Origin of the sequence: Clostridium sp. AF15-41, assembly GCF_003604095.1 — a bacterium.
Taxonomy (GTDB): Bacteria; Bacillota; Clostridia; order Lachnospirales; family Lachnospiraceae; genus Coprococcus.
In genome coordinates this window covers 64,599-90,724 of sequence record NZ_QTMQ01000008.1, presented here as the reverse complement: position 1 = coordinate 90,724, position 26,126 = coordinate 64,599, and the positions used below count along the sequence as shown (strand labels likewise).

Annotated in this window: 26 protein-coding genes and 1 other annotated feature; of the genes, 18 read left to right on the top strand and 8 right to left on the bottom strand. The window is 42.8% G+C overall.

Translation table 11 applies throughout. From position 1 onward, the window contains the following. Positions 1-21: 21 nt before the first annotated feature. The 5 genes from DWW43_RS07380 to DWW43_RS07360 are packed head-to-tail and all read right to left on the bottom strand — an operon-like array spanning position 22 to position 4,236. The gene (locus DWW43_RS07380; protein WP_243104426.1) at positions 22-1,095 is read right to left on the bottom strand and encodes an NTP transferase domain-containing protein; all 1,074 of its coding nucleotides are present in this window, start codon (positions 1,093-1,095) and stop codon (positions 22-24) included. After that, positions 1,052-1,387, bottom strand: coding sequence for a LysR family transcriptional regulator (locus DWW43_RS07375; RefSeq protein WP_119963172.1), 336 nt, complete (start codon positions 1,385-1,387; stop codon positions 1,052-1,054). The genes DWW43_RS07380 and DWW43_RS07375 overlap by 44 nt, the downstream gene beginning before the upstream one ends. Further along, entirely contained in the window at positions 1,384-2,181 is a 798-nt protein-coding gene (locus DWW43_RS07370; protein WP_119963171.1) for an ABC transporter ATP-binding protein, read from the bottom strand. Before DWW43_RS07370 ends, DWW43_RS07375 begins: the two co-directional genes overlap by 4 nt. Further along, on the bottom strand, positions 2,178-3,155 hold the full coding sequence (locus tag DWW43_RS07365; RefSeq protein ID WP_119963197.1) for an iron ABC transporter permease: 978 nt from the start codon (positions 3,153-3,155) through the stop codon (positions 2,178-2,180). The genes DWW43_RS07370 and DWW43_RS07365 overlap by 4 nt, the downstream gene beginning before the upstream one ends. Continuing rightward, positions 3,139-4,236, bottom strand: coding sequence for an ABC transporter substrate-binding protein (locus DWW43_RS07360; RefSeq protein ID WP_119963170.1), 1,098 nt, complete (start codon positions 4,234-4,236; stop codon positions 3,139-3,141). Before DWW43_RS07360 ends, DWW43_RS07365 begins: the two co-directional genes overlap by 17 nt. A gap of 130 nt (positions 4,237-4,366) precedes the next feature. Between DWW43_RS07360 and DWW43_RS07355 the strand changes: the two genes are divergently transcribed. From DWW43_RS07355 to DWW43_RS07340, 4 genes are read left to right on the top strand one after another with little or no spacing between them, the layout of a single operon-like run. After that, a complete protein-coding gene (locus DWW43_RS07355; protein WP_165853036.1) occupies positions 4,367-5,167 on the top strand; it encodes an FAD binding domain-containing protein in 801 nt (266 codons plus the stop codon). Then, complete coding sequence (locus DWW43_RS07350) at positions 5,158-5,643, top strand: (2Fe-2S)-binding protein (RefSeq protein WP_117785068.1); 486 nt, start codon at positions 5,158-5,160, stop codon at positions 5,641-5,643. The genes DWW43_RS07355 and DWW43_RS07350 overlap by 10 nt, the downstream gene beginning before the upstream one ends. Next, positions 5,624-7,924, top strand: coding sequence for a molybdopterin cofactor-binding domain-containing protein (locus tag DWW43_RS07345; RefSeq protein ID WP_119963168.1), 2,301 nt, complete (start codon positions 5,624-5,626; stop codon positions 7,922-7,924). Before DWW43_RS07350 ends, DWW43_RS07345 begins: the two co-directional genes overlap by 20 nt. A 19-nt stretch (positions 7,925-7,943) precedes the next feature. Next, complete coding sequence (locus DWW43_RS07340) at positions 7,944-9,338, top strand: nucleobase:cation symporter-2 family protein (protein ID WP_021944738.1); 1,395 nt, start codon at positions 7,944-7,946, stop codon at positions 9,336-9,338. Positions 9,339-9,341: 3 nt separating this feature from the next. Here the strand turns inward: DWW43_RS07340 and DWW43_RS07335 are convergent, their stop codons facing one another. Continuing rightward, the gene (locus DWW43_RS07335; protein ID WP_165853035.1) at positions 9,342-9,878 is read right to left on the bottom strand and encodes a hypothetical protein; all 537 of its coding nucleotides are present in this window, start codon (positions 9,876-9,878) and stop codon (positions 9,342-9,344) included. Positions 9,879-10,317: 439 nt separating this feature from the next. Further along, on the bottom strand, positions 10,318-11,853 hold the full coding sequence (locus tag DWW43_RS07330; protein WP_119963166.1) for a sodium/proline symporter: 1,536 nt from the start codon (positions 11,851-11,853) through the stop codon (positions 10,318-10,320). 387 nt (positions 11,854-12,240) lie between these two features. Here DWW43_RS07330 and DWW43_RS07325 point away from each other — a divergent pair, with 387 nt between their 5' ends. The 5 genes from DWW43_RS07325 to DWW43_RS07305 all read left to right on the top strand — a co-directional run bounded on the left by DWW43_RS07325 (position 12,241) and on the right by DWW43_RS07305 (position 15,155). Further along, positions 12,241-13,485 (top strand): ammonium transporter, encoded by a 1,245-nt coding sequence (locus DWW43_RS07325; RefSeq protein ID WP_119963165.1) that lies wholly within the window; start codon positions 12,241-12,243, stop codon positions 13,483-13,485. Between the two features lie 25 nt (positions 13,486-13,510). Continuing rightward, positions 13,511-13,858, top strand: a complete 348-nt coding sequence (locus DWW43_RS07320; RefSeq protein WP_008401503.1) for a P-II family nitrogen regulator — start codon at positions 13,511-13,513, stop codon at positions 13,856-13,858. A gap of 123 nt (positions 13,859-13,981) precedes the next feature. Continuing rightward, a complete protein-coding gene (locus tag DWW43_RS07315) occupies positions 13,982-14,503 on the top strand; it encodes a hypothetical protein (RefSeq protein WP_119963164.1) in 522 nt (173 codons plus the stop codon). A 10-nt stretch (positions 14,504-14,513) separates the two neighbouring features. After that, positions 14,514-14,876 (top strand): hypothetical protein, encoded by a 363-nt coding sequence (locus tag DWW43_RS07310; protein ID WP_118675334.1) that lies wholly within the window; start codon positions 14,514-14,516, stop codon positions 14,874-14,876. Continuing rightward, the gene (locus tag DWW43_RS07305) at positions 14,877-15,155 is read left to right on the top strand and encodes a DUF308 domain-containing protein (RefSeq protein WP_008401506.1); all 279 of its coding nucleotides are present in this window, start codon (positions 14,877-14,879) and stop codon (positions 15,153-15,155) included. Between the two features lie 355 nt (positions 15,156-15,510). On the opposite strand, the gene DWW43_RS07300 is transcribed toward DWW43_RS07305, so the two are convergent. Next, on the bottom strand, positions 15,511-16,026 hold the full coding sequence (locus DWW43_RS07300; RefSeq protein WP_008401508.1) for a hypothetical protein: 516 nt from the start codon (positions 16,024-16,026) through the stop codon (positions 15,511-15,513). Between the two features lie 116 nt (positions 16,027-16,142). Between DWW43_RS07300 and DWW43_RS07295 the strand changes: the two genes are divergently transcribed. The 9 genes from DWW43_RS07295 to infC all read left to right on the top strand — a co-directional run bounded on the left by DWW43_RS07295 (position 16,143) and on the right by infC (position 26,111). Further along, positions 16,143-16,973, top strand: a complete 831-nt coding sequence (locus DWW43_RS07295) for a polysaccharide deacetylase family protein (RefSeq protein WP_008401509.1) — start codon at positions 16,143-16,145, stop codon at positions 16,971-16,973. A gap of 51 nt (positions 16,974-17,024) precedes the next feature. Continuing rightward, complete coding sequence (locus DWW43_RS07290; RefSeq protein ID WP_119963163.1) at positions 17,025-18,335, top strand: folylpolyglutamate synthase/dihydrofolate synthase family protein; 1,311 nt, start codon at positions 17,025-17,027, stop codon at positions 18,333-18,335. 2 nt (positions 18,336-18,337) lie between these two features. Further along, complete coding sequence (locus DWW43_RS07285; protein ID WP_044945426.1) at positions 18,338-18,817, top strand: HD domain-containing protein; 480 nt, start codon at positions 18,338-18,340, stop codon at positions 18,815-18,817. Further along, entirely contained in the window at positions 18,817-19,623 is an 807-nt protein-coding gene (gene folP / locus DWW43_RS07280) for a dihydropteroate synthase (protein ID WP_008401512.1), read from the top strand. The genes DWW43_RS07285 and folP overlap by 1 nt, the downstream gene beginning before the upstream one ends. Positions 19,624-19,750: 127 nt before the next feature. Next, positions 19,751-20,575 carry a 2-amino-4-hydroxy-6-hydroxymethyldihydropteridine diphosphokinase gene (gene folK / locus DWW43_RS07275; protein WP_044945318.1) on the top strand — a complete coding sequence of 275 codons (825 nt, stop codon included), beginning with the start codon at positions 19,751-19,753 and terminating at the stop codon, positions 20,573-20,575. Continuing rightward, on the top strand, positions 20,523-21,680 hold the full coding sequence (locus DWW43_RS07270) for a prephenate dehydratase (RefSeq protein ID WP_243104425.1): 1,158 nt from the start codon (positions 20,523-20,525) through the stop codon (positions 21,678-21,680). Before folK ends, DWW43_RS07270 begins: the two co-directional genes overlap by 53 nt. 32 nt (positions 21,681-21,712) lie before the next feature. Further along, positions 21,713-23,248 carry an HD domain-containing protein gene (locus tag DWW43_RS07265; RefSeq protein ID WP_008401515.1) on the top strand — a complete coding sequence of 512 codons (1,536 nt, stop codon included), beginning with the start codon at positions 21,713-21,715 and terminating at the stop codon, positions 23,246-23,248. Continuing rightward, on the top strand, positions 23,249-25,378 hold the full coding sequence (locus DWW43_RS07260; RefSeq protein ID WP_119963162.1) for an RNA degradosome polyphosphate kinase: 2,130 nt from the start codon (positions 23,249-23,251) through the stop codon (positions 25,376-25,378). A gap of 81 nt (positions 25,379-25,459) precedes the next feature. Then, positions 25,460-25,589: a sequence feature (ribosomal protein L20 leader region), on the top strand. A 27-nt stretch (positions 25,590-25,616) separates the two neighbouring features. After that, positions 25,617-26,111, top strand: coding sequence for a translation initiation factor IF-3 (gene infC / locus DWW43_RS07255; RefSeq protein WP_008401517.1), 495 nt, complete (start codon positions 25,617-25,619; stop codon positions 26,109-26,111). Positions 26,112-26,126 lie beyond the last annotated feature (15 nt).

The following is a 26,126-nucleotide window of genomic DNA, read 5'->3' as shown; positions in this document are numbered from 1 at the left end:
AAAATAAAATGTCAAGAATGATTAAAGGTTCCCGTGGAGTAATTGGGATAAATCATCAGGTGTATCAATATCCCTTAGTTCGTTTATATCTGAAACAGAAATGGTACGGATACGATCAGGATGATTATTTATTACCAGACTGCCGCCTTTTCTTAAAGGAAGATTCTGAAGTTCCTCAAAAAATTCAGACGGGAAGATAACAGGAGAACCGACTATATCTCCATAACAGGTTCGCCAGATTGAGTTTCTGTCATTTTCCGCACAAAGAAGCAGCGAGATCATGGATTCTTTTTGAAGCAAAGGCTGGTCGGCGGGGAGAAAGACGCAGCGATCGATATGATCACCAATGGTTTCCAGACCGAGGCGAATCATGTCGTTTCGATGCGGAAAGGTATGAAGCAGTACCGGAATATTTTGTTTTATACATAGGCTCTGAATTTCCTTGTGAATGGTTACCACGACAGATGTTGTAAACAGATTCTTAATAATGTTAAGAGAGAAATCGATCAATGGTTGTCCATTGAAATCAGCAAGCAGCTTATTTCCACCAAAGCGGGTACCCTGACCGGATGCCATGATGATACAGCCTGCATTTCCATATGGTTGATCGAGATCCACAAGGAAAACATCCTTATGGTTACGCAGTTCCTCCAGGAATGGAAGCTTTTGTTTTCGCACGACCATGAGAAGCTGTTTGTGCTTCATTAAGGTTCGTATAGCTTGCCGGTATTTGCAGGAATTACTTTCCAGAAAGCCGATTTCATCAATCGTGATCCATTCGGAAGTTGCATGCAGACAGGAATGTAAGAATGCGGTTCCTTTTTCATCAAAGTTTTCGGGAATAGCACGCATCTGATTTCTCTTATGGGTTGGATCCGGATGAAAACGTCCAATCTGGATTATTTCTTTTGAACAGTTATTTTTCAGGTAGACCCCTTTTTCCGGTACTACCCAGGAGGTAACACCGGGCATCGGGGAGGAAAAGAGAGATGACAGAAGTGTTGTTTTTCCACTTCCGGATGCTCCTGTCAGAACCAGATGTTTTTTTCCGCTAGTCTGAAAAGATCTCCATATAGAGTTTGCTGTTGGCCTCATTACAGGCATTCCGGTAGGTTTCATATTTTTTCAGCCATTCCTTTCCCTCTGGAGTCAGAGTACTTCCACCACCGGATCTGCCACCGGTGCTGCGTTTTGTCAGAGAAAATCCCAGTTCTTTTTCTGCCTTATTGATCATACGGAGTGCCTTTGTATAGGCAAGTCCCATAGAGATTGATGCAGAACGGAGAGAGCCGGTTTCTTCGATCATATGAAGCAGTTGGCATGGCCCGGCTCCAAAAAATTTTTCGTGATTTTCATTTACAAAATAAATTTTTGTTATTGCTTTCAAGATGTTTCAGCCTCCTTTATCATAACAAGCCTGCTATTTCCAAGACGATCGATAAGCTTTGACAGACTGATTGTACCATATATTTTGGAAAGAAGCTGTTCCATCTCGGAAATTGATGTTTCGGATGGAATGATCGTACCGATCAATCTGCCGTCTGACAGGATCAGAAGTGAATCACAATAATTTAGCGCCAGAGCTGAATCATGTAGTGTGATCAGGGCAGAAGCATGATTTTGTTGGATATAATCCTGTAAAAGCTCCATTGCCTGATAACGTAGCCGAAAATCTAAGGCACTTTCCGGTTCATCCAAAAGAAGAAGTTTTCGTTTGCCTGCAAATGTACGTGCTAATATACATAATTGTTTCTGACCGGCACTCAGGCTTTGAAAATTATCATACATCCGGTTGCCAAGACCAACATCCATAAGTGCCTGTATAGCTGATTCCTTCATTTGCCGGGTTGGAGTCTGCAACAGTTTAAGTTCAGGGTTGAACCCCATCATAACTACATCAAAAAGCGTGAGATCTAAAGAGATACTGTTATTTTGTGGTATATATCCACAAAGCCTTGCCAGTTCCTTTGGGGAAATTGATTCTACGGTAATTGTATCAAGCTGACAGTTCCCCGTATGGGGAAGCAGATTTGCCAGGGACTTGATCAAGGTGGTTTTTCCGCAACCGTTTGCCCCAAGTATACCAATAATCTGACCGGAGTCGACGGAAAAACTGATATTTTTGATAATGTTTGTTCCATTATATCCGGCAGACAGATTGTTTACAGTCAGTAATTTCATATCCGATCACTTCTCCTTATACATAGATAGATTAAGAATGGGACTCCTAAAAGACTTGTAAAGATACTTACAGGCAGTTCTGTGGATGCTATACTACGAGCAAATATATCTCCCATGGTTAGCAGACATCCACCAATCAGCCCACTTAGCAGCATAGTGGATATCCGGTTATTTTTTAGTAATAAACGTGCTCCGTGGGGTGCCAGAAGAGATACGAAGCTGATCAGTCCGGTCATACTGATCACACCGGAAACAGCCAGTGTCGCAATCAACAAAACAATCAGACGAATCTGCTGTACATTTACACCGAGCATTTTTCCCTCATTATCATCTAAAGAGAGAAGGATGATCTGTCGATATAATAAGAATAGAATGACTGAACAGAAAAGACATAGGATAATATTTCCTTTTATGGAGTAGATGCTGATTCCATTTAGGCTTCCCATGATCCAATATTCAATCGATGCCAGTTGTTTTTCCGGATCTGCGGTTAATTTCAGACAAACCAGTGCCGTCTGTGCGAGACTGTGAACAGCAATTCCGGCAAGTACAATGCTGTGACCATCTCGGTCTGCGGTTAAGAAAGATAATACCAGTGCAAGGATAACAGAACAAACAGCCCCTGCAAAAGCAGAGACTGTGATCGCCATAGAACCGGATAAGAACAGAATTCCAAATGCTGCACCGGCACTGGCTCCCGAAGATACGCCAATGATATCAGGGGAGGCCAGAGGATTCCGAAAAACGGTCTGATAGACAAAACCTGCCATGCCAAGGACAAATCCTCCGATAGCACCGATAACAGCGCGGCTGGCACGGAGCGTAAGAAATACTCGCCATTGCATGGAGTCTCCGGCTATCAGACCGGTCAGGGTGATCCTGTATTTTCCGATAAACAGGGAAGCTGCTGTCAGAAGAATCAGACCTACGCTTCCGGCAATAAGATATAAATTTGCTTTATTTTTTGATTCCATAGAATGTTTCATAGAAAGAATTCATCTCTTTCGTATAAGTATCAGTTGAAACCTGATCAGGATGCAGGATTCCGGCAAGCCAGATGGAAGCCAGGATACTAGCAGGTACAGGACTGTCCAGTGCTTCTATATCCCCCGGAATGGCATAAACGTGATTGTTTTTTACTGCTATGCAGTCTTTCAGGTTCGGATCGCTTAATACATCGTCTACTGTATATTCTGCATCGGAAGCAAGAATAATATAATCAGGATCCCAGGAGAGAAGCTGTTCATAGCTAATCTCGGTCCAATAGGTATCAGAGATATCAGATGCTACATTTTTACCGCCTGCAAGTTCGATAATACCTGATTGGTACATAGCTGGACCGGCAGTTGACAGGAGAGAAGAATTACCTGCAAGGTAAATATTCGGAGTGTCGTCTGCGGTTGCAAGAGAAGTAGTAAGCATTTCTTTTTCCTGATTAATGAAGTCAAGCAGTTGGTCTGCTTTATCCTGGGTATTTGTAGCTGTGGCAATAAGACTGATCATTTCGGATAACTGATCCGGACTTTCTGGATTTACCAGCAGCACAGGCATACCAAGCTCTGTCAGACTCTTTGCGGCATCCTTTAGCTTTAACGGCAAAATCACAAGATCCGGTGAAAGAGAAGCACAGGTTTCCAGATCGAATTCCTTTGCTGTTCCGACGTTTGGAAGTTCCTGAAGCTCCGGGGCAGCCAGTTTGTAGATCGGTCTTTTGTCTGCCTTTGCCTCAATACCTACCACCTTGCCCGATAATCCAAGTGCGATCAGAAGACTGGAAGGAATGTAGTATCCGCTTACAATCTTAGCTGGCTCTTTTTCAATGGTAACGGTGCGGTCTGCCTGATCCGTAACTGTGACCGGATAAGAGGTTTCTTTTTCGTCAGCTTCTGTAGACACATCATCTGAAGAAGTTTCTGATGATAATTCTGAGGTCGCTTCTGATGAAGCGGTTGTCCCCGTGCCTGCAGGCTTTGATGAAGTATTACAGCCTGCCAGAGATAAAAGCAGGGAACAGATTAAAAATAAGGATAAGCATTTTTTTAATGTTTTTTTCATAATAACTCCTTTTCGTTATATTTTAAATAATACAACGGTATTGTAGCAAAGCATCTTTTCAAAAACAAGTATTTTTACTATAATATATCTTGATATAGTGCGGCTAATGCAACATTTAAAGGAGCTTTTTATGGTAACAATTCAGAATTATATACGTGTTAAAAGTCTGGAAGAGGCTTATCAGTTAAATCAAAAAAAAGGCAGCTGTATAATCGGTGGAATGTTATGGACAAAGATGCAGAACCGGACGATATTGACAGCAATTGATCTGTGTGATCTGAAACTGGATCAGATCGAGGAGACAGAGAATGAGATCATTATCGGTTCGATGGTATCTCTACGACAGCTTGAATTGCATAGAGGCTTAAATAATTATACACAAAATTCTGTCAGAGACGCTGTAAAAGATATTGTCGGTGTACAGTTTCGTAACTTGGCAACGGTAGGTGGAAGTATCTGGGGACGTTTTGGTTTCTCTGATGTGCTGACGGTATTTCTTGCCATGGATACATATGTGGAATTATATCAGGGTGGGAGAATACCACTTAGAGAATTTGTGGGGCAGAAACCGGATCAGGATATTCTGGTTCGCCTGATCGTAAAGAAGACGTCCGGATGCTTCTCTTATGCATCTGTAAGAAATCAGAGTACTGATTTTCCGGTCATCGCATGTGCGGCTTCTGTTGTAGGCGGCGAATATCGTTTATCAGTGGGAGCAAGACCGGGACGAGCGATGCTTCTTCTGGATGAAGAAGGGCTTCTGTCAGAGAGACTGACAGAAGACTCTATAGAGGACTTTGCTATGTGGGCAGAGAAACATATTCCGACAGGAAGTAATCATCGAGCCGGAGCAAAGTATCGTTCCAGATTGATTCGTGTATTAAGTCAGCGATTATTAAATAAATTGAGAGAGGAGCAGAAATGGAGATAACAGTAATTGTAAATGGGAAAAAACTGGTGGATTCTATTGAACCGGATCTGCTTCTGATCGATTTTCTGAGAAAGCATGGCTGCTACAGTGTAAAGCGAGGCTGTGAAACTGCAAATTGCGGATTATGTACAGTCTTTTTGGACGGCATTCCTGTGCTTTCCTGCTCCGTGCCGGCAGCAAGGGCAGCTGGTCATGAGGTACAGACATTAGAGGGACTTCAGGAGGAAGCTTCTGAATTTGTCGGTTTTATTGCAGATCAGGGAGCTGATCAGTGTGGATTTTGCAATCCTGGATTTGTTATGAACACGATTGCATTATTGCGAGAGAATCCGGATCCTACAGATGATGAGATTCGTGCTTATCTGGCAGGAAATCTTTGCAGATGTTCCGGATATGAAGGTCAGTTACGGGGAATTCGAAATTATCTGGAATATAAGAGATCAGAGGAGGGCATTCATGGAAGAAAAGAAGTATAATTCAGTCAATCATTCGGTTCGTAAAAAAGATGCAATGCAGCTCCTTTTGGGAAAACCGGTTTATGTTGATGATATTACATCATCAGATGCTTTGACGGTAAAGCTTTTAAGAAGCCCATATGCCAATGCTATTGTAGAAGATATCAACGTAGCAATAGCAAAAAAAGTTCCGGGAGTTGTAGATGTTTATACATGGAAGGATGTGCCAAAGCAGAGGTTTGCGATTGCAGGACAGACATATCCGGAACCATCTCCCTATGATCGGCTGATCATAGACCGGCATGTGCGTTTTGTAGGGGATGTTGTTGCTATTATTGCGGCTACGGATGAGAAAGCTGCTTTAAAAGCAATGAAGCTGATAAAAGTGAAATATGATATCCTCGAACCGGTTCTTGATTTTCATCAGGCAAAGGATAGTGCTGTCCTTGTACACCCGGAGGAGGACTGGTTTCCACCTATGGAAGTTGGAGGAGATCCCGGACGGAATCTGGTTGCAAGTGAAAAAAACGGAGATGGTGATGTGGATGCTGTAATAGCGGATTGTGATGAGGTGTTCGAACACACATATCATATGCGGGCGTTTAACCAGGCAATGATGGAAACCTTCCGCACCTATACCTGTTTTGACCGATATGGAAGGCTTCATGTGATCTCATCTACACAGATTGTATTTCATGTGCGTCGTATCCTTTCCAGAGCACTGGGCATTCCAAAGAGCAGGATACGTGTTGAGAAACCAAGAATCGGTGGAGGGTTTGGGGCAAAACAGACAGCAGTCAGTGAAGTCTATCCGGCGTTTGTCACACTGAAGACCGGACAACCCGCCAAACTTATATTCACAAGAGAAGAGAGTCAGATTGCCGGTTCTCCGCGGCATGAGATGGAAGTTCGTGTACGCCTGGGAGCAGACCGGGACGGACATATCCGCGGACTGGATCTGTATACACTTTCAAATACAGGAGCATATGGAGAACACGGACCTACAACAGTTGGTCTGAGCGGACATAAATCGATTCCCCTTTATACAGGTGGACTTGAAGCATATCGGTTTAATTATGATGTAGTATATACCAATACGATGGCAGCCGGTGCTTACCGGGGATATGGTGCGACACAGGGTATATTTGCACTGGAAAGTGCTGTAAATGAACTTGCAGAAAGACTTGGAATTGATCCGACTGTAATCCGTGAAAACAACATGATCCGTGAAGGAATGAAGATGCCGGCATATTATGGAGAGACAGCAAATGCCTGCGCACTTGATAAATGTATGGCAAAATGCAAAGAATTATTTCATTGGGACGAAAAATATCCTGTTCGTGAGATGGGAGATGGGAAGGTAAGAACAGCCGGAGTAGCTATGGCGATGCAAGGCTCCTGTATCTCCAATCTGGATGTCGGATCGGCAACGGTAAAGCTGGCCGATGACGGAACATTTAATCTGATCATCGGTGCGGCAGATATGGGAACCGGATGTGACACGATTCTGGCTCAGATGGTGGCAGAATGTATGGATTGTTCTGTGGATGATGTAGCTGTATTTGGGGCAGATACAGATGCATCACCATATGATTCCGGTTCGTACGCATCATCTACAACATATGTTACGGGTAAGGCCGTAGAACTTGCCTGTGAGAAACTGCAAAAAAAGCTTTGTGCGATAGCAGCCGGTATGCTTTCCTGCAGTCCGGAGGAAATGATCTTTGAAAATGGAAGGGCATGTCGGGTCAATACAGATCAAAGTGTGTCACTTGCCGAGATTAGTGTAAAAGACCAGATTGCAAATGATATCGCAGCAGTAGCAACGGTTTCCCATTCTTCACCTGTATCGCCTCCGCCTTATATGGTCGGCATGGTTGAGATTGAGTTAGACCGATATACAGGAGAGGTAAAAATTCTGGATTATGTAGCTGTTGTTGACTGTGGAATTCCTATCAACCCGGCATTGGCACGTATTCAGGCAGAAGGCGGCATCGTACAGGGAATCGGGCATACACTGTTTGAGAATGTCACCTACAATGAAAGAGGATGTCCGATTGAATCCAGTTTCATGCAGTATAAGATTCCAACCCGCCTTGATATGGGACATCTTCAGGTAGAATTTGAACACAGTTATGAACCGACAGGCCCATTTGGAGCCAAGTCTATAGGAGAGATAGTGATCAATACACCTGCACCTGCAATTGCACATGCAATCTATCGTGCAACAGGCGTATGGCACAGAGAACTTCCGATCACTCCGGAAAAGATATTGATGTCCATGTTGGATGAAAAAGAATAAAGATGAGGAGAATTCACAAATGAAAAAAATATTTAAGCTGTCTGAGACAGCATTTCAGATGGATGGAAAGATGCCGCTTTCGCAGGCGATTCCGTTAGGATTACAGCATGTTTTGGCAATGTTTGTAGGAAACCTGACTCCACTTCTGATCATCACAGGAGCATGTGGCCTGGCAGGCGGTGAGTTCGCAGATCTACAGCTTTCTTTGCTTCAGAATGCGATGCTGATCGCAGGAATTGTGACATTGGTACAGTTGTTCGGAATTGGTCCGGTAGGGGGCCGGGTACCGATCATAATGGGAACATCTTCCGGATTTATAGGTGTCTTTAACAGTGTAGCAGCAACCATGGGTGGTGGTATACTGGCATATGGCGCGATCATGGGAGCATCTATTATAGGTGGTCTTTTTGAAACAGTGCTTGGCTTTTTCTTAAAGCCCCTTCGTAAGTTCTTTCCATCGGTCGTAACCGGTACCGTGGTAATGTCGATCGGATTAAGTCTGATTTCGGTAGGTATCAATTCTTTTGGTGGAGGAAATAAAGCAGAAGATTTTGGCTCCATTGAGAATCTGTTACTTGCGTTGTTTGTACTTATTGCGATCTTGTTTTTCAAACATGCGACAAAAGGCTTTTTGAGTTCTTCATCTATTTTATTTGGCATTATTTTCGGATACATTGCAGCAATGATCATGGGCTTTGTTTTGCCGAAAACCGGAGTGACGGCAGATGGTGTAGAATATACAAAGGCATGGGTGCTAAACTGGGATAAAGTTGCGGAAGCCTCCTGGTTTGCGGTTCCGAAGCTTTTGCCTGTAAAACCTGTTTTCGATCTGCGTGCGATTCTTCCGGTTCTTATTATGTTCATTGTAACTGCAGTTGAGACGGTTGGAGATATTTCAGGTGTTATGGAAGGCGGATTGGACAGAGAAGCAACAGATAAAGAACTTGCAGGCGGTGTTATGTGTGACGGACTGGGTTCTTCATTTGCAGCGATATTTGGTGTCCTGCCAAATACATCATTCAGTCAGAACGTTGGATTGGTAGCCATGACAAAGGTTGTAAACCGGTTCGCTCTTGCAACCGGAGCCATTTTCCTTGTCCTTTGCGGCTTATGCCCAAAGCTTGCTGCGTTGGTATCAATCATGCCACAGTCTGTATTAGGTGGCGCAGCAGTCATGATGTTTTCGTCAATTGTAATCAGTGGTATTCAGTTGATCACGAAGAATCCGTTGAATGCCAGAAATCTTTCCATTGTATCAGTAGCACTGGGCGTTGGATATGGAATGGGAGCTAATCCCGGAATTCTGGTACATACACCGGAGGTGGTACAGTTGGTGTTTGGCGGATCGGGAATTGTACCGGCAGCAATGGTAGCAATCCTTTTAAATATCATTTTGCCGAAAGAGGAAAAATAAATACTATTTATACAGTATATGAAACAACTGAAGATATTCCTGTTCGACATTCTCAAACGGACGAACCTCATAAGAAAGGTTGATGTGAAGCTCAGGCTCCGGTCTGTTCGATGGCTCATTTAGCAAAGTGAGAAGATCGAAATAGAGCATGTCGTCGTCGATGCATTTGATCCTGCGTTCTTCTTCCTCTGTCAGAGGAGAACCTAGATATTTTGTATAGATCACATTTAACAGATTCTGTTCCAGATCTTTATATGCAGGAAGATGCTTCTTAAAAGGTCTTGGAACATCTGACAGGTAGGCTTCACTTGCATCGTGAAGCAGACAGGCAAGCACCAGTCGGCCGGAATACCCACGGGCAGCCGCTTCCTTTGCACAGTTGATACAATGACTGCCGACGGAAAAGAAGGTCTTTACATGACCATTTCCACGACAAATTAGTGATAATGCGTGTGCGATGTCCTCGATATGAAGATGTTCTGCCTCCGGAAGAGTCGGATCAAAATGATCCCCGGTATAAGTTGTAATATAATCAGTCATATAAAAATCATCCTGTCGAAAATAGTTATTTCCACTGATTATATAACAAAAGCAGATAAAATCAACTTTATTTTCTTTATCCAATTACGGCTCTGTTATAGTTCACATATTATTGCGCAAGACGCTCTCGCTCTACCCTCATGTAGCGGTTCTAAGCTCACTGCTTACAGCAGTTCACTAAGTACCGACATTCGGGCAGGCTTGCTTCATAATAGTGAACTATAACAGAGCCGTAATTTTGAAAATGTAAGTTATTTCAAAATATACATAAGAAAAAGGAAACCGCTATACTATTATGAAGCAAGCCTTTTTCAACGCCGGTACTTAGTGAGTCACCTTATAGGCGAGGAGCTTAGCACCGTTGCGTTGAAATAGAGTGCAAACGACTTGCGCAATAATATGTATAGCGGCTTCCTTTTTCGTAAGGGGGGAGATTTGCCTACGCCTTTTGGCTGGCTGCTTCAAACTCCCGGACGATTTCTTCATCAGGAGCCTTTGTAAGCAGGCTGACCACAATGATGAAGATCAGGGATACGATAAATGCAGGAAGCAGTTCGTAGATATCAAGAATTCCTCCAAGTGGACGAACCAGATACTTCCAGATAAACACGGTAGCACCACCGGATATGATACCGGCGATCGCACCTGCAAGATTACAACGTTTCCAGAATAAAGAACAAAGCACAACAGCACCAAATGCACCGCCGAAGCCTGCCCATGCGAAGGAAACGATCTTGAATACACTGGAGTCAGGATTTCTTGCCAGGAAGATACTTACGATCGCAATACCAACAATTGTTAAACGTGCGATCAGAAGATTTGTCTTCTCGGAAATCTTGATCTTTAAGAAATCATGTACGATATTCTGTGAAACACCGGATGCAGCAGCAAGCATCTGACTGTCTGCGGTAGACATCGTAGCGGCAAGAATACCGGCAAGGATGATACCTGCGATAAGAGCAGTTAATGCATTATGCTGGCTGATGATACCTGCGATACGAACGATAATAGTTTCACTGTTTGAACCGGTCAGAGTGTCGAGTGCACCGGCTTTGGTCATACCAAGACCGACAATACCGATCAGAACACCTGCGGTCATAGCGATCACTACCCATACAGAGGCAATACGGCGGGAAAGTACCAGTTTTTTCTCATCCTCGATTGCCATGAAACGGACAAGGATATGAGGCATACCAAAGTAACCGAGTCCCCATGCTGCGGTTGAGAAAATTGTCAAAAAGTTATATTTGACTTCAGAACCGGAGGCAACATCAAAGGTAGATGTCAGAGACAGATAACCCGGAAGGGCGGCTGCGTTGTCCATAACAGCTGTCCAACCACCTGCGCTTGAGATTCCATAGATCAGAACGATCGCAAGTGCACCGGTCATAACGATACTCTGAACAAGGTCTGTAACACATACGGCATTGAACCCACCGGTGATAGTGTAACCAACAATCAACAGGGCGGACAACATCATGGCAACCTGATAATTGATACCGAATAAGCTGTTGAACAGCTTACCACAGGCAGCAAAACCGGATGCTGTGTAAGGGATGAAGAAGATAATGATAACAAGAGCGGAAAGTGCTGTGATAACATTATTCTTATCATGGAATCGTTTTGCAAAGAAATCAGGCACAGTGATCGCACCGATATTATTTGAATAACGTCTGAGTTTTCTGGACACGAAGAACCAGTTCAACCATGTACCAACGGCAAGACCGATGGCAGTCCATGCGGCATCGCAGATACCGGACAGATATGCAACGCCCGGAAGTCCCATCAGGAGCCAGCTTGACATATCACTTGCTTCAGCACTCATGGCTGTTACGAGAGGTCCCATCTTACGGCCGCCAAGATAGAAATCTTCTGTACTGTTGTTACGCTTGCTGTAAACAAAGCCGATCACAAGCATGATCGCCAGGTAGACAACGATTGCAAGCATGATGAAAAAGTTAGTTGTCATAAACATTTAAATATCCTCCAATTTTTTATTGCGTATGCATAACATGGACAAAATCGTTAAATTTCGTAATAGAATACATAACTAAAAAATCATAGCGTAATATGAGAAAAAAGTCAAACAAATACGATCTGCTTTAGAAAAACAGGTAAAATGATGTCCTGGCTAAAGAATGGTAAAGAGTTTGTAAAAAATACTTGAAAAAATAAATCAGGTCTGCTAGTATGTCTTCAGACAAAGACGTCAGTTGAACGAGATACGTTCGATTGGCGTCTTTTCTGTTTTACAAAAAAAGTACCATGGAATTTTGTAAAAAAGTGAAGCGAAACCTGTCGGGGGATGCGCACCTGCCGGAGATTTCAAAAAGAATTTCAGAAAAAAATGGAGGAAATAGTTATGAATACTGGTGATACTGGTTTTATGCTGATCTGTACAGCATTGGTATTTTTTATGACACCGGGACTTGCTTTCTTTTATGGTGGAATGGTGCGAAGGAAAAATGTCGTTAATACGATGATGGCATGTACTTTTATTATGGGACTTTCGGTTGTGATGTGGATATTATTTGGTTACTCCCTTTCTTTTGGGGGAAATCACGGAGGAATCATTGGTGATCTCAGATGGTTTGCGTTAAATGGCATATCCATGAATGAGGCCGGACCGTATGCAGACAATATTCCGCATTTTGTATATATTGCATTTCAGATGATGTTTGCAATGATCACGCCGGCACTGATCACAGGATCATTAGTCGGACGTGTAAAGTTTAAGGCTTTATTCTTCTTTATCATGTTCTGGTCGATTCTGGTTTACTACCCGATGGCACATATGGTATGGGGACAGGGCGGTTTCCTTGCAGAGATCGGTTCCGTCGATTTTGCAGGCGGAAATGTCGTACATATCAGCTCCGGTGTAAGTGCATTGATATTTGCGATTATCCTTGGCAGACGAAAAGGTTATGAGAATACTGCTTATCGTGTTCATAACATTCCATTCGTTGCTCTTGGCGCATTTATCCTCTGGTTCGGATGGTTCGGCTTCAATGCAGGAAGTGCCCTCGGAGCAAATGGCCTTGCAGCTCATGCATTCTTAACCTCAGCGATCGCAAGTGCGAGTGCCATGATGTCATGGATGCTGATCGATGTGATAAAAGATGGAAAGCCAACCTTGGTTGGTGCTTCGACCGGTCTTGTTGTCGGGCTGGTTGCGATCACACCGGGAGCAGGCTTTGTTCCGATCTGGTCTGCATTTATCATCGGTGCACTTGTAAGTCCGATCTGTTGTGGTATGATTACTTTATTGAAGAAGAAATTGAAAATAGATGATGCACTCGATGCTTTTGGATGTCATGGTATCGGTGGTGTCTGGGGTGGTATCGCGACCGGATTATTTGGTAAGAGTTCGATCAACAGCGTTGCCAGATGGGATGGACTGTTCTTCGGAGACTATCACCTTTTTGTTGCACAGTTGATCGGTATCGTTGTGACAATAGCAGTTGCAGTGGTCGGAACGTTTATCTGTCTTGGACTTGTAAGACTGATCACACCGCTTCGTGTATCAGATAAGGAAGAAAAGATCGGTCTAGATATCGCAGAACAGGGAGAAAGTGCATATCCGACATTTAACGGACTGGATTCATAGAAGTTGCGGAAAGGAGTATGATAATATGATGATCAAGATAGAAGCAATCGTGCGAGAAGAAGTATTTGAAGATGTAAAGGAAGCACTGAATGCGATCGATGTAAATGGTATTACGGTATCTCAGGTAATGGGATGCGGTGCACAGCGAGGATATAAGAAGCTGGTACGTGGTACAGAGGTTGATGTCGTTATGCAGCCGAAAATCAAATTTGAGATCGTAGTTTCTTCGGAAGAATGGGAGAAGAAGACGATCGATGCGATCCAGAAGGCAGCATACACCGGAGAAGTCGGAGACGGCAAGATCTTCAGTTATGAGATCCGCACCGCCATGAAGATCCGTACGAAGGAAAGCGGCTATGATGCTTTGAATTAGATAAACAGGAGGAGCCTGTAAGACGGGTTCCTCTTATTTTTCTGTCTTAAATTCCATTTACAAGCTATGAAAAACAGTTTATAGTTATAGGCAGTTAAAATTGTTCAGGACGGTGTATAAAATATGAAATTTAAGAGTACAAATGAGATAGAAACCATTCAGTTACGGGATGCACAGATCAAAGAAATGAAGCTTGTCGGAGTCGGAGAAGTGGAAACAGATGGCGAAGCAGCTTCCCTTAAAGGGCTTCGGGCAAGATGGCTGGAACTCTATGTAGAAGGTGCGGTTGTAAAGGATAACAATTCTCAGAACGAATACTATACAGACAAATATGCCGATCAGATGGAGATACGGTTTAAGAATCCGGTCATTGAAGCGGTATTGTTGGAAGGTCATAAGTATTATGATGCAAATGATAATCTGGTAGAAGAAGTTCCGGATCAGAAACTTGCGGAAGATGAGTATGAAAAGATATTTGGAAAGTTCAAAGAGAACTATATCTTCTATGGTGGTAAGCCGGAAGCAGATAAGAAGTGTTATCAGATGATCGTTGATGTTGACGAAGATTCTTATATAGTAAGCTTTTATTATGATAAGGTAATTGCCGGATGGAATCATTTCCTGAATAAGGCAAATATGGGTTAGGTGATCGAATATGGCAAAACGAATCAAAGAATATCTGGTATATGTAGATAAACTGCTTGCAAGGGATGATGTTGATTTTGATGAGGAGATGCGGAGACATCTGGTGCAGATTGAATTTTTCATGCATGAGCGTTTGATCCATCTTCTTGTGACGATCTTATTTGCAATCCTTACGGTAGGCTGTTGTGTGACCTTTGTGGTAACGGAAAAAATACAGATCTTACTGTTAGCGGCAGCACTGTTTGTCTTACTGATCCCATATATCCGGCATTATTATTTACTCGAAAACAGCGTGCAGAGAATGTACGATCAGTATGACAAAATGATGGAAAAAGCAGGAAAAGATGCATTTTATACAGGAAAGGAAAGTTAAATGTTTAATCTGGTAATGGGAATCATCATGATCGGAATCGGAACGATCTGTCTGGTAAAGGGGTGTATAGGTACCTTAAGCCCTGTGATGATCTTCTTTGGATGCTGTATGATCGTATTCGGTATCGTGGAGATCATCCGGTCAAAAGCTATCCGCAAACGCGAACAGCAGAGAAAAGACCATGAGATGGATGTCTACCTCAAAATGGCAGAGGAGATGGGCGTAGTCGTAAATCCCATCACCCATGAAATTGTCAAAAAAGAGGACGATAAATCTTAAAACGGACGAACTGGTCGATGGTTATACCTATTATTACGCAAGACGTTTGCACTCTATCCTCATGTAGCGGTACTAGATTCGCTGTTTATACAGCTCATCAAGGACCGACATTCGGATAGGCTTGCTACATAATAGTATAACCATCGACCAGTTCTGTTTGTCTGAATATGGTTATCGTCCTTTTTTGATACCGTAAAAAAAATGGAAGACAGGGTTACTGTTATGAAGCAAGCCTGCCTGAGCGCTGGTACTTAGGCTGCGTACTTTGCAGCCTTACGTACCACTGCGTTGAAGGTAGAGCGAAAGCGTCTTGCATAATAATAGGTAACCCTGTCTTCCGTTTTTTAAAGGTGGTCTACTTCAAGGTTGAGAAGTCAAATTCGGACACGCCGGAGCCGGAGACTGCCTTGTAGACCTTGCCGGAGGTAGAATCTACATAGAAGTCACCAACCTTAGAGTTGTCAGATTTTCTGGTGTCATGAAGCTCAAAGTGGTAGCCCATGCTGCCGGAGTTATAATCAGTAAGATCCTTGTCGTTATTACGGACTTCATAGTTTTTAGAGTCACCGGGAATCTGATCCATAAAATACTTATAAGCATGGTCATAAGTATCATAGCTTCCGGTCAGAGCATCGGATACATCCTTTGCTGCATCATCTACAATATCTCCGGCATCATCGATCATGTTACCGAGATCCTTACCTACAGAACCTGTACCGTTTGAATTATTTCCATTTTCTGTGGAACTGCTGTCCTCTGTACTGCTCCCGGTTGTTGTACCGGTTGTTTCAGGGTTATTTTTCTCGCCGCATGCAGTCAGGGTAAATGCCATGACAACCAGACATGCGCATAAAAGAAATGATTTTTTCATTTTTTATTCTCCTTTTCCATTTGATAAAAATAGTATCTGACATTTCCTGTTTTTTATTCGAATAAAAATATCAGATTAGGAGTATAGATGTATAAAAAACGGAAGATCTTATAAAAATGAGGAAAATAATAAAAACAGTTTTATCCCACATAAAAGCCAATGAAGCGTTAAAAGAGTGTGACCGATTTTTTGCAGCTTATTGGCAAAATATAATTCTGGTTGCTGCACTGATCGTATTTTTATTGTTTACAGGAAAATTCATTATCGATCAGAAAGATAAATTTCCGGATTCAGACAGCGTGGCTGCCATGTCATCAAAGGCAGTGACGCGAAAACGGGCATATCTGACCTTTGACGACGGCCCATCCGATCAGACCGGAGAGATCCTTGATATTTTAAAAGAGCATAACGTTAAAGCTACGTTCTTTGTAATAGGAAGAAATGAACGATACTATCCCATGTACAAACGGATCGTGGAGGAAGGGCATACGCTGGCGATCCATTCATATTCCCATGAATATAGTACGATCTATGCAAGCTATGACAATTTCGTGAATGATGTTGAGGAATTAAGAAAATTATTGTATGATGTTACAGGAGTGGACTGCCGGTATTACAGGTTCCCGGGTGGAAGTTCAAACCGTGTTACGCAGGTACCGGTGAATGACCTGATCGACTATCTGGACTCGGCAGGATTGACGTATTTTGACTGGAATGCATTGAATAATGATGCGGTGATTGCCGGACAGACACCGGATCAGCTTGTAAAGAATATATTGAAGGATGCATTAAATTATGATGACACGATCATATTGATGCATGATCTGGATTGCTGTCATGAAACAGTGGAATCTCTGCCGTCACTGATTGAACAATTAGAGGAACATGGATATGAGATCCTTCCGATTGATGATGATACACCGCATATCCAACATAGAACACATTAGAAATAGTTCATTATATTTTATCTATACATAATCAAGTAAAGAGGCTAAAGAATGACATACGAAGAAGCATATCTATATATGAAAGAAGCGGGAAAAAGAGGCAGTGTCTACGGAACGGAGACAGTGAAAGAACTACTTTTAAGACTGGGGAATCCACAGGATCGGGTTCCTGTCGTTCATATAGCCGGAACAAACGGAAAAGGTTCTATATTCGCATTTGTCGGGCATATTCTGGAGGATGCAGGGTATGTTGTCGGACGCTATATATCCCCAACGATCTTTACATATCTGGAACGATTTCAGATAAATGGACATTATATGAAGGAATCGGAATTTGCACGGATCATGGAGACTGTGATCCCGGTTTGCGAGGATATGGAGGAAGCCGGGCTTCCGATTCCGACCGCATTTGAGCTTGAGACTGCGGTAGCATTTCTGTATTTTGTGCAGAAAAAGGTCGATATCGTGTTACTGGAAACCGGAATGGGAGGAAAGAACGATGCGACAAATGTGGTAAAACAGCCGCTTTGTACCGTGCTTGCAAGCATCAGCAGAGATCATATGCAGTTTCTTGGTGATACATTGCAGGAGATTCTGGAACAGAAGATGGGGATCCTTCGGGAACAGGTTCCGTGTGTGGCATATCCGATGCAGGATGAGATGAGACAGATATGGCTAAAAAAATGTGATAAAATGCAGATAGAACCGATCATGGCAGATACCGACCAACTGCAGGTCATAGCAGAAGATCTGCATGGAAGCAGGTTTTGTTATAAAGGACAGGAGTATGAGCTGGGGATTCCCGGAATCTATCAGATCTATAACAGTATAACCGCAATTGAGGTCTGTAATTGTATAAAAAAACAGTTTGATTTAAAAAATGTGAGTATAAAGAACGGATTAAAAAAGACGTTGTGGGAGGGCAGATTCCAGAAGATTAAGGATGTGCCTTTGACTTATATTGATGGAGCACATAATGAAGGCGGATGGAGAAGTCTCAGAGAGAATATCCGGGCATATTTTACAGGGCGGCCGTTGATCTATATCTGTGGTGTTCTTGCAGATAAAGAGTATGAGAAAATGGTGGATATCATGGCACCATTTGCAAGTTTTATCATAACGGTAACGCCGGATAATCCACGGGCGCTTGATAAGGAGATTCTGGCAGAATGCTATCGTTCATACGGAAAGCCGGTGGATACGGCAGAGGATGTGTTTGCTGCGCAGAGACAGGCGGAAACACTGGCACAAGAATTGACAGAGCCGGTGATCGTGGTATTTGGTTCATTATCTTTTATTGGACCGCTGATACCGCGGATAAGTAGTACGATAAACCAGGAGAGGACTACAGAGAAGAAATGACGATGGACAGAGTCAACGCAATATTAGCGAATGAAGAATATAAAGACTGGATGGAGCAGATCAGGAGATCGGAGAAAGAGCGGAGATTCTGCTGTCATGGGATTGATCATTGTCTGGATGTAGCAAGGATCGGAATGCTGATGAATCTGGAGGAGAAGCTGGGACTGGAACCGGAGCTTATCTATGCGGCAGCATTATTACATGATATCGGACGGGCGGTCAGCTATCAGACCAGCGAAGAACATCATCTGGCAAGTGTCCGCAACAGCCGGAGTATTTTGCTGGCAACCGGATTTTCCGGTGAGGAAACAGAGCTGATCCTAGAAGCAATCAGCAAACATAATACGACAGGGAAGGAAGCAGAGGGGCTTTCCTATGTGATATATAGGGCAGACAAGCTTTCCAGACGTTGTTTTGACTGTGAGGTTTATGACGAGTGTTACTGGAAGGAAGACGAAAAGAACAAAGGAGTGGTCTACTGATGATTATAGGGAACAAAGAATTTAAACTGAATGAAAAACCATACGTAATGGGAATCTTGAATGTGACACCGGATTCTTTCTCCGATGGAGGAACACATAATAAGTTCGATGATGCATTGTATGCTACAGAGCAGATGATAAAGGATGGCGCAGATATTATAGATGTAGGTGGAGAATCGACCAGACCCGGTTATACATTAATTTCAGATGATGAGGAGATTGGTCGTGTTGTTCCTGTGATCGAGGCGATCCGGGAACGATTTGATACCGTAATTTCACTGGATACCTATAAGGCTGGCGTGGCGGAAGCCGGAATCCGGGCAGGTGCAGATCTGATCAATGATATCTGGGGCTTCAAATGGGATGGAAGGATGGCAGATATCGTTGCTTCACATGATGTGGCATGTTGTCTGATGCATAACAGAAGGGTAATGGATTATACCGATTATTTAAACGACGTTGTTAAAGATCTGGACGAATCTGTTCAGATGGCACTGAATGCAGGTGTGAAGAAGGAGAAGATCATGGTAGATCCGGGAATCGGATTTGCAAAGAACTTAGAACAGAATCTTGCTTTGATGAATCATCTGGAGCTTTTGCACAAATGGGAGCTGCCGGTTCTTCTTGGCACATCCAGAAAATCCATGATCGGTCTGACTCTTGATCTTCCGGTTACAGAGCGGGAAGAAGGAACGATCGCGACATCGGTCATGGGGCTTATGAAGGGGTGCCGGTTCTTCCGTGTGCATAATGTAAAAGGAAATGCGCGCGCACTTCAGATGGCATGGGCGATCATGCATAGTTAATACAGTCAATAAGAGAAAATGAAGCAGTACTTAATGATTCAATGAACAGAAGAAAAATTTCAATGAATCATAAATAAAAAAGATGAAGTTTGATCTGGTAAAAGGGAGAACAGACAGGAGGCGTCGGATGGATAGAATCAGCATAAAAGGACTGGAAATATTTGCCAATCACGGGGTTTTTAAAGAAGAAAATGTGCTTGGACAGAAATTTGTAATTAATATTGATATGTATACATCGACAAGGGCGGCAGGGATCCGGGATGATCTGAAGCTGTCTATTGATTATGGAGCTATCTGTAATCTGGTTGAAAAGACGATGAAAGAGCATACGTATAAGCTGATCGAAGCAGTCGCAGAAGAAGTAGCGGCGAATATCCTTCTGTCATATCCGACGATGTCAGAGGTTGAAGTAGAGGTTGAGAAACCATGGGCACCGGTATTGATGCCTCTTCAGACAGTGTCAGTAAAGATACGAAGAAAGAGACACATTGCTTATCTGGGACTTGGTTCGAATATGGGCGACCGGGAATCCTATCTCGATTTTGCGATTGATGAATTAAATAAAGATGAATATACCAAGGTGACAAAGGTTTCCGATTTCATCGAGACAGAGCCATATGGTGGCGTGGAACAGGATAATTTCTTAAATGGCTGTATCGAGGTGGAGACACTTCATTCACCGGATGAACTGTTACATCTGATCAATGCGATTGAGAAGGATGCCGGAAGAGAACGCCTTATCCACTGGGGACCACGAACACTGGATATCGATATTCTTTTGTATGATGATCTTGTCTGTGATGAGGAGAATCTCCATATCCCACATATAGAGATGTGCAAGCGGGAATTTGTATTAGAGCCGTTGTCCAATATAGCAGGCTATAAGAGACATCCGGTCAATGGCAGGACAATCCGGGAGCTGCTTGACGAGCTGGAACGGAACGAAGAATAAACCGGGAAAAATGAATGAGCATGTGCATTTAATGGTATTGCATAATTTTGAAGACAATATCAATATTATAGAAAGACTGCAGGCGGAATGTCCTGTATTTGGAGCAGATAAAACAATGGATAAATATAATATGGAAGATTTACGGACAGTAGAAGCACAGATTGCTTCTCTTGTAAAGACAAGAGATAAGATCCTGGCAGGTATGGCAAATGAGAATAAGAAACTGACGAATGACAGCTCTCAGGTTGTTTGTGATGGAATGAAGGATTTTACCTGTGTGAAGAAATTAGAAGTAGATAAGGACACTGTTGTCTGTTATCAGGGGGTTCCGGGAGCATACAGCCAACAGGCAATGTTCAGGTTCTTCGGAAAAGAGATCCAGAATATCAATGTGCCGGATTTCGGAGATGTGATCGAGATGGTGAAGAACGGCAAGGCAGACTATGGTGTACTTCCGATCGAGAATTCTTCAGCCGGATTTGTAAATGGAATCTATGACATGGTGGGAAATAATGATGTGACCATCGTCGGCGAAGAAGAGGTTCATGTAGCACATGCATTAATGGGTGTGCCGGGCAGTGACCTTTCCCGGATCAAAACCGTATATTCACACACACAGGGTTTGCTTCAGTGCGCGAATTATCTGAGCCGGAAGCCGTGGAAGCAGTGCAGTGTTGCAAATACGGCAGTAGCGGCGGTCAAGGTTATTGAAGAAGGAGATAAGACACAGGCAGCGATTGCAAGTGAGCTTGCAGCAGAGCTTTATGGACTTCAGATCCTTGCAAAGGACATTGTGAACAATGACAACAATACGACACGTTTTATAATCCTGTCAAAACAGAAAATCTTTGTGGAAAAGGCTGAAAATATAAGTATCCGCTTTTCCTTGCCGGATGAAAGTGGTACACTTTACAATATATTGAGCCATATAAATCTGAACGGAATTAATATGACAAGCATCGAATCAAGACCGCTTACCGGTAGAAAATGGGAATATGCCTTTTTTGTTACAATGGAAGGCAGTCTATTAGATTCAAGAACAAGACATGCATTACAGGGAATCTGTGAAGATGCGATGGATTTTCGTCTGATCGGTACATATTAGGGGTGTAAAAAAGAAGTGAGGTGTATGAAAGTATGGCAGGAAAGACATTTGCCGCGATCAATGTAGGTTCTAATGAGATATCAATGAAGATCTGCGAGATCACACCAAGAAAGGGTGCGAGGGAGCTTGATACCGTAAAAACGATCATTGAGCTTGGAAGTGATACCTATAACAAAGGATATATCGAAGAAAATAATTTGAATAAGCTGTGTGACACGTTGATTAAATTCCGGAGAAAGATGAAGGAATACGATGTATCTGATTACAGGGCATATGCATCCAGTGCGGTCAGAGAAGCGGAGAATGCTTCTATGATCATTGAGAGAATTAAGATGTGTACGGATTTTGATGTGCAGATACTCAGTAATTCAGAACAACGTTTTATGAATTATAAAGCATTCGTGGCAACCGGGATGGATGTGGATGTGGCAACTCATAAGAATAACGCATTGCTTGATATCGGAGCCGGAAGCTTACAGATTTCGATCTTTGACAGAAGAAATCTGGTACAGACACAGAATCTTCCGATCGGTGCAGTCCGAATCCGTGATTATCTGACCCGGTTCGGTTCCGATACGGTAGATCTTGAAACACTGATGGAAGAGTACGCATCAAATGCGATCATAGAATTCAGAAATCTGTTTTTAAATGATAAAGATATTAAGAGTATTATTGCAATCGGTGATGGTATCAACAACCTGAAAAAAGTTGGTCCGGAGCTTTCGATTGCGAACAGTATATCGAGAGAACAATTCCGCATTCTCTATAAACGGGTAGTTGACATAAAACCGGAAGATCTGGCGGAACGATATGGTATTCCATATGAGCGTGCCACCCTGATGCTTCCGATGGCGATTATTTATCAGTCATTTCTGGATAATTCCAGGGCAGAGGAGATCCTGACTCCGAACGTGATCTTCTGTGATGGTATTATTGCCGACTATATGGATAAGCAGGGAACCTTCCTGATGGACAAGAATTTTGATCAGGATATTCTTGCATCTGTGAATACGATTGCAAAGAAATATAAAGTAAATCGTGCGCATGTCCAGAATGTATCGGATAATGCACTTGCAATATTTGACAGCATACGAAAATTACACGGACTTGGTAAACGGGAACGGTTGCAGTTACAGATCGCGGCGATCCTGCATAACTGTGGTAAATTTGTAAATATGAAGGATGTATCCCTGATCTCTTATCATATCGTGATGGCGACGGAAATCCTTGGACTTTCTCATAAAGAGAGAGAGGAGATCGCAAATGCGGTTTATTATAATGGATTTTACCTTCCGTCGGAATTAAGGGCATCCGGGCGGATCGGATCGGCAGATTATATGAAGGTGGCCAAGCTTACCGCTATCCTTCGACTGGCAGATGTGCTTGATAAGAGCTATAAACAGAAGATTACAAATCTCAGGATTTCATTACATGACAATACACTGGTGATCTATACAGATACGCTGGAGGATATTACACTTGAAGCAGGCATGTTTAAAACGAATAATATCTTATTTGAAAAGGTCTATGGTGTAAAAGTAGTATTGAAACAAAGGAGGGGCATATAAATGAGCGATAAGAATTTATTTTACAACCGGGAACTGTCCTGGTTGGAATTTGATAAAAGATGCCTGAGTGAAGCGAAGGATAAGAATATTCCGATATTTGAACGGATCAAGTTCCTAAGCATCACAGCATCCAATCTGGATGAGTTTTTTATGGTGCGTATCGCATCCTTAAAGGATATGAAGAATGCGGGATATACGAAGAAGGATATCGCCGGAATGACACCGGAAGAACAGCTTGATGAGCTGATTCCTGCAACAAAGGAATTCATGAAGAATCAGTATCAGACCTATAATCGTTCTCTGGTTCCGTTATTAGAGGCAAATGGACTGAAGATCGTCAGACATTATGAAGATCTGACACCGGAACAGTCCAGATATGTAGATAAATTATTCGAGCGGGATATCTATCCGGTATTAACACCGATGGCAGTGGATTCTTCCAGACCGTTTCCTCTTGTAAGAAATAAATCTTTAAATATCGGTGCGCTGATCTATGATAAGAAGAAAGACGTTACAGATATTGCGACCGTTCAGGTTCCATCTGTACTTCCAAGAGTGATCATTCTGCCATCTGAGCGACAAGGCATGACAGAGATCATCTTGCTTGAAGAAGTGATCGAGAAGAATCTGGATAAGCTGTTCTTAAGCTATGATATCGTATGTGCACATCCATATCGTATTATGCGTAATGCGGATTTCTCAATTGATGAGGAAGAGACAGCCGATCTGTTAAAGGAGATCGAGAAGCAGTTAAAGCAGCGCCAGTGGGGTGAGGTTATCCGTCTGGAAGTAGAAGATACGATGGATAAGAAGCTGTTAAAAGAATTAAAGAAGCATCTGGATGTGGTTGATCGTGTTGTATATAAGATAAACGGACCGCTTGACCTTACCTTCCTTATGAAAGTAAATGGCCTGCCGGGCTTTGATCATCTGAAATATGAGAAATATGTTCCACAGCCAGCATTTTCAAATGGTGACTACAGCAATATATTTGATAAGATCAAGAAGCATGACCGTCTGTTGTTCCATCCATATTATGAGTTCACGCCGGTTATTGAATTTATCCGTCAGGCAGCAGTCGATCCAAATGTACTTGCGATCAAGCAGACCTTATATCGTGTCAGTGGCAATTCACCGATCATAGCAGCGTTAGAGCAGGCTGCGGAGAATGGCAAGCAGGTAACTGTTCTGGTTGAGTTAAAGGCAAGATTCGATGAGGAAAACAATATTGCATGGGCAAAAAAGCTTGAGAAAGCCGGTTGCCATGTTATCTATGGCCTGGTCGGACTTAAGACTCATTCCAAGATCGCACTGGTTGTCAGAAGAGAAGAAGATGGTATCAAGCGTTATGTACATCTTGGTACCGGTAATTATAACGATCAGACAGCAAAGTTATATACAGATATGGGACTCCTGACCTGTTCAGACCCGATCGGCGAAGATGCAACGGCAGTATTTAATATGCTGTCCGGATATTCAGAGCCAAGAAAATGGAACAAACTGGCAGTTGCACCTATCTGGTTAAAGGATAAATTTCTGATGCTTATTAACCGTGAAGCGGAAAATGCCAGACAGGGTAAGAAGGCACGGATCATTGCTAAGATGAATTCTCTTTGTGATCCGAAGGTGATGGAAGCCTTATATGATGCATCGGCTGCCGGTGTTAAGATCGATCTGATCGTCCGCGGTATCTGCTGTATCAAAGCAGGTGTGCCGGGACTCAGCGAGAACATATCGGTTCGTTCGATCGTTGGTAATTTCCTGGAACATTCCAGAATCTTCTATTTCTATAATGATGGATTTGAAGATATCTATATGGGTAGTGCGGACTGGATGCCGAGAAACCTTGACAAGCGTGTCGAGATCACCTTCCCGGTAGAAGATCCTGATCTGAAGAAACGGATCAAGGACATCTTAAAGATCCAGCTTGCCGATACTTTAAAGGCTCACATCATGCAGCCGGATGGCAGTTACGAGAAGCAGGATCTTCGCGGCAAGGTAAAGCTGGATTCCCAGATGTATTTCGCAGAAGAAGCCCGTAAGCGTTCTGCAAAGCCGGAGGATGCAGATGCCGCAATCTCCCATGACCGGGTATTTATCCCGATCGAAGCGGAAGAGAGCGAGCATTAAAAAGTTGCTGGATACAGTAAAAAAATTCTTGACATTTGCACATATATATGCTAACCTGTAGAAGCTGTTTAGCAGAGACAGACAAGAAAGCAGAGTATCCACTCTCACCTTAGCACGAAGAACAGTGACTCGGGTTCATATCTAAGTAGATTATAATATGTACTTATATATAATAGTGGATGGTTTGCGCTGTCCACTATTTTTTATGCAATGGAGGTAAAAAGTCATTAGCGAATTAATGATTAACGAACAGATTAGAGACAGAGAAGTGCGCGTGATCGGCGAGGATGGTCAGGTGATCGGAATTATGTCCTCCAGAGATGCACTGAAGCTTGCAAAGGAAGCAGAGCTTGATCTGGTTAAGATCGCTCCACAGGCAAAACCACCTGTATGCAAGATTATTGATTATGGTAAGTACCGTTATGAGCTTGCTCGTAAGGAGAAAGAAGCCAGAAAGAAACAGAAGACAATGGAGATCAAGGAAGTTCGTTTATCTCCAAACATTGATACTAACGACTTGAATACAAAAGTAAATCAGGCAAGAAAGTTCCTGACACATGGCGATAAAGTAAAGGTTACACTTCGTTTCAGAGGTAGAGAGCTTGCCCATGTAGAACAGACAAAGGGCATTCTTGATGAATTTGCCGAGAAGCTTTCAGACATCGCGGTCATCGATAAGCCTGCCAAGTTTGAAGGAAGAAGTATGATAATGTTTTTAACTGAAAAACGTTAATTTACAATATGACAT

Coding starts and splice junctions, on each gene's coding strand:
- DWW43_RS07380 (WP_243104426.1), bottom strand. CDS start 1,095: ATGAGGCCAACAGCAAACTCTATATGGAGATCTTTTCAGACTAGCGGA.
- DWW43_RS07370 (WP_119963171.1), bottom strand. CDS start 2,181: ATGAAATTACTGACTGTAAACAATCTGTCTGCCGGATATAATGGAACA.
- DWW43_RS07365 (WP_119963197.1), bottom strand. CDS start 3,155: ATGGAATCAAAAAATAAAGCAAATTTATATCTTATTGCCGGAAGCGTA.
- DWW43_RS07360 (WP_119963170.1), bottom strand. CDS start 4,236: ATGAAAAAAACATTAAAAAAATGCTTATCCTTATTTTTAATCTGTTCC.
- DWW43_RS07355 (WP_165853036.1), top strand. CDS start 4,367: ATGGTAACAATTCAGAATTATATACGTGTTAAAAGTCTGGAAGAGGCT.
- DWW43_RS07350 (WP_117785068.1), top strand. CDS start 5,158: ATGGAGATAACAGTAATTGTAAATGGGAAAAAACTGGTGGATTCTATT.
- DWW43_RS07345 (WP_119963168.1), top strand. CDS start 5,624: ATGGAAGAAAAGAAGTATAATTCAGTCAATCATTCGGTTCGTAAAAAA.
- DWW43_RS07340 (WP_021944738.1), top strand. CDS start 7,944: ATGAAAAAAATATTTAAGCTGTCTGAGACAGCATTTCAGATGGATGGA.
- DWW43_RS07335 (WP_165853035.1), bottom strand. CDS start 9,878: ATGACTGATTATATTACAACTTATACCGGGGATCATTTTGATCCGACT.
- DWW43_RS07330 (WP_119963166.1), bottom strand. CDS start 11,853: ATGTTTATGACAACTAACTTTTTCATCATGCTTGCAATCGTTGTCTAC.
- DWW43_RS07325 (WP_119963165.1), top strand. CDS start 12,241: ATGAATACTGGTGATACTGGTTTTATGCTGATCTGTACAGCATTGGTA.
- DWW43_RS07320 (WP_008401503.1), top strand. CDS start 13,511: ATGATGATCAAGATAGAAGCAATCGTGCGAGAAGAAGTATTTGAAGAT.
- DWW43_RS07315 (WP_119963164.1), top strand. CDS start 13,982: ATGAAATTTAAGAGTACAAATGAGATAGAAACCATTCAGTTACGGGAT.
- DWW43_RS07310 (WP_118675334.1), top strand. CDS start 14,514: ATGGCAAAACGAATCAAAGAATATCTGGTATATGTAGATAAACTGCTT.
- DWW43_RS07305 (WP_008401506.1), top strand. CDS start 14,877: ATGTTTAATCTGGTAATGGGAATCATCATGATCGGAATCGGAACGATC.
- DWW43_RS07300 (WP_008401508.1), bottom strand. CDS start 16,026: ATGAAAAAATCATTTCTTTTATGCGCATGTCTGGTTGTCATGGCATTT.
- DWW43_RS07295 (WP_008401509.1), top strand. CDS start 16,143: ATGAGGAAAATAATAAAAACAGTTTTATCCCACATAAAAGCCAATGAA.
- DWW43_RS07290 (WP_119963163.1), top strand. CDS start 17,025: ATGACATACGAAGAAGCATATCTATATATGAAAGAAGCGGGAAAAAGA.
- DWW43_RS07285 (WP_044945426.1), top strand. CDS start 18,338: ATGGACAGAGTCAACGCAATATTAGCGAATGAAGAATATAAAGACTGG.
- folP (WP_008401512.1), top strand. CDS start 18,817: ATGATTATAGGGAACAAAGAATTTAAACTGAATGAAAAACCATACGTA.
- folK (WP_044945318.1), top strand. CDS start 19,751: ATGGATAGAATCAGCATAAAAGGACTGGAAATATTTGCCAATCACGGG.
- DWW43_RS07270 (WP_243104425.1), top strand. CDS start 20,523: ATGGCAGGACAATCCGGGAGCTGCTTGACGAGCTGGAACGGAACGAAG.
- DWW43_RS07265 (WP_008401515.1), top strand. CDS start 21,713: ATGGCAGGAAAGACATTTGCCGCGATCAATGTAGGTTCTAATGAGATA.
- DWW43_RS07260 (WP_119963162.1), top strand. CDS start 23,249: ATGAGCGATAAGAATTTATTTTACAACCGGGAACTGTCCTGGTTGGAA.
- infC (WP_008401517.1), top strand. CDS start 25,617: ATGATTAACGAACAGATTAGAGACAGAGAAGTGCGCGTGATCGGCGAG.